Here is a 3,144-nt window from a genome sequence, read left to right on the forward strand (position 1 = left end):
GTGCTTACACCTCCAACCTATCTACCTCATTATCTTTAAGGGACCTTACTTCCGAAGAATGGGAAATCTCATCTTGAGGGCGGCTTCACGCTTAGATGCCTTCAGCGTTTATCCGTTCCATACATAGCTACCCGGCTGTGCAGTTGGTCTGCAACCGGTACACCAGAGGTACGTCCATCCCGGTCCTCTCGTACTAAGGACAGCTCCTCTCAAATTTCCTCCGCCCACAACGGATAGGGACCGAACTGTCTCACGACGTTCTGAACCCAGCTCGCGTACCGCTTTAATGGGCGAACAGCCCAACCCTTGGGACCTACTTCAGCCCCAGGATGCGATGAGCCGACATCGAGGTGCCAAACCTCCCCGTCGATGTGAACTCTTGGGGGAGATAAGCCTGTTATCCCCAGGGTAGCTTTTATCCGTTGAGCGATGGCATTCCCACTTATTACCACCGGATCACTAAGTCCTACTTTCGTACCTGCTCCACCCGTCGGTGTCGCAGTCAAGCCACCTTTTGCCTTTACACTCTTTGAATGGTTTCCAATCATTCTGAGGTGACCTTCGAGCGCCTCCGTTACCTTTTAGGAGGCGACCGCCCCAGTCAAACTGCCCGCCTGACATTGTCCCTCATCCGGATCACGGACGCAGGTTAGAAATCCAATGATATAAGAGAGGTATCCCACCGTCGACTCCTCCGAAACTGGCGTCCCGGATTCCTAGTCTCCCTCCTATCCTGTACATATATCATCGAATCCCAGTATCAGGCTGCAGTAAAGCTCCATGGGGTCTTTCCGTCCTGTTGCGGGTAACCAGTATCTTCACTGGTTCTTCAATTTCACCGGGCGTGTTGTCGAGACAGTGCTCAAATCGTTACACCTTTCGTGCGGGTCAGAACTTACCTGACAAGGAATTTCGCTACCTTAGGACCGTTATAGTTACGGCCGCCGTTTACTGGGGCTTGAATTCAAAGCTTTGGCTTGCGCCGAACCTCTCCTTTTAACCTTCCAGCACCGGGCAGGTGTCAGCCCCTATACTTCACCTTTCGGTTTCGCAGAGACCTGTGTTTTTGCTAAACAGTCGCTTGAGCCTCTTTTCTGCGGCCACTTGCGTGGCTCCCCTTCTCCCTAAGTTACGGGGTCATTTTGCCGAGTTCCTTAACAACACTTCTCCCGTCGGCCTGTGGATTTTCTCCTCATCTACCTGTGTCGGTTTACGGTACGGGTACGTATTATACAATAGCGGCTTTTCTCGACAGTGTGGATTCGGAAACTTCCCTACTTTTATTCAGTCCCCATCGCACTTCATCATCAAAAGACGGATTTGCCTATCTTCCTTGACTTTGTACTTGGCCGGGTCTTTCCATTCCCCGGTTTTCCTATCCTCCTGCGTCCCCACAGTTCTGATAATACGTAGTACAGGAATATCAACCTGTTATCCATCGACTACGACTTTCGTCCTCGCCTTAGGCCCCGACTAACCCTGGGAAGATTAGCTTTACCCAGGAAACCTTAGATATTCGGCCTAGAAGTTTCTTACTTCTATCTCGCTACTCATTCCGGCATTCTCTCTCCTGTTTCGTCCACCATCGTTCTCACTTTGGCTTCGTCCTTGCAGGATGCTCCTCTACCCCTAACAGCGTTAGCTGTCAAGCCGTAGCTTCGGTGTCGTGTTTTAGCCCCGTTAAATTTTCGGCGCAGGTTTTCTCGACTAGTGAGCTGTTACGCACTCTTTAAATGTATGGCTGCTTCTAAGCCAACATCCTAGTTGTCTATGAAATCCCACATCCTTTTCCACTTAACACGTACTTTGGGACCTTAGCTGTCGGTCTGGGCTCTTTCCCTTTTGTCCACGCGACTTATCTCACGCAGACTGACTCCCGAGGGTATCTTGACGGCATTCTTAGTTTGATATGAGTTGGTAACCTTTTTGGGCCCCGCGTCAGTTCAGTGCTTTACCTCCGTTAGACTCCATCTCGAGGCTAGCCCTAAAGCTATTTCGAGGAGAACCAGCTATCTCCGAGTTCGATTGGAATTTCTCCGCTATCCACACCTCATCACCACCTTTTTCAACAGATGTGTGTTCGGTCCTCCAAAGCCTTTTACGGCTCCTTCAACCTGGACATGGATAGGTCACCCGGTTTCGGGTCTACTAATACTAACTTTACGCCCTGTTCAGACTTGGTTTCCCTTCGGCTCCGCACCTTCTGAGTGCTTAACCTCGCTGGCATTAGTAACTCGCCGGACCGTTCTACAAAAAGTACGCCATCAGACTTGCGTCCTCTGACTGTTTGTAAGCACAAGGTTTCAGGTTCTTTTTCACTCCCCTCCCGGGGTTCTTTTCACCTTTCCTTCACAGTACTGCTTCACTATCGGTCACTGGGGAGTATTTAGGCTTGGGGGGTGGTCCCCCCGGCTTCCCACAGGGTTTCTCGTGTCCCGTGGTACTCTGGATCCCGCGGCGGGTCTTCTGGTTTCGTCTACCGGACTTTCACCGTCTCTGGTCTGCTTTCCCAAAACAGTTCGACTACCATAGCCTCCATCGCCATATGCGGTCCGCAACCCCGAAGAACCAGGTCCTTCGGTTTGGCCTCTTTCCCTTTCGCTCGCCGCTACTCAGGAAATCGATGTTTCTTTCTCCTCCTATTGCTACTTAGATGTTTCAGTTCACAACGTTCCCTTCCGCACGCTATGGATTCACGTACGGATACTTGAGGTTTGCTCAAGTAGGTTTCCCCATTCAGAAATCTCCGGATCGATGGCTGTTTGCGCCTCCCCGAAGCTTTTCGCAGCTTACCACGTCTTTCATCGGCTCCCAGTGCCAAGGCATTCACCCTGTGCTCTTTCTTGCTTGACCTTCGCGTTTCACGTTAGCAAGTTCAAATTTCTTTTTTCTGATTCGGAAAGCTTGCTTGCCAGAAGCAGAAAAAGATTTTTGAGCGCCGCGCTGTGCGCGACGGAGGCAATCAAAGATTGCCGGAGTTGCTTACGTGAAAAGTCATCATCTTTTCTTGAACAATAGCTTTGTTCTTGGAATGATCATTTATAGCGAAATAAAATGTTGATTGCTTTACTACATTTTATTTAGAATAAATTTTCTCGATTTTATTGACTCTTGTTTGTCTTGTATTCAGTTTTCAAGGTGCAT

General features: G+C 49.7%; 1 rRNA gene. It reads right to left on the minus strand.

Annotation, left to right across the window (positions count from 1 at the left end):
- A 23S ribosomal RNA gene (locus H9X84_RS12705) occupies positions 1–2,853 on the minus strand; the annotation flags it as partial.
- Positions 2,854–3,144: the final 291 nt, after the last annotated feature.

The sequence above is a fragment of the Anaerotignum lactatifermentans genome, assembly GCF_016902535.1.
GTDB classification, from domain to species: Bacteria; Bacillota; Clostridia; order Lachnospirales; family Anaerotignaceae; genus Anaerotignum; species Anaerotignum lactatifermentans_A.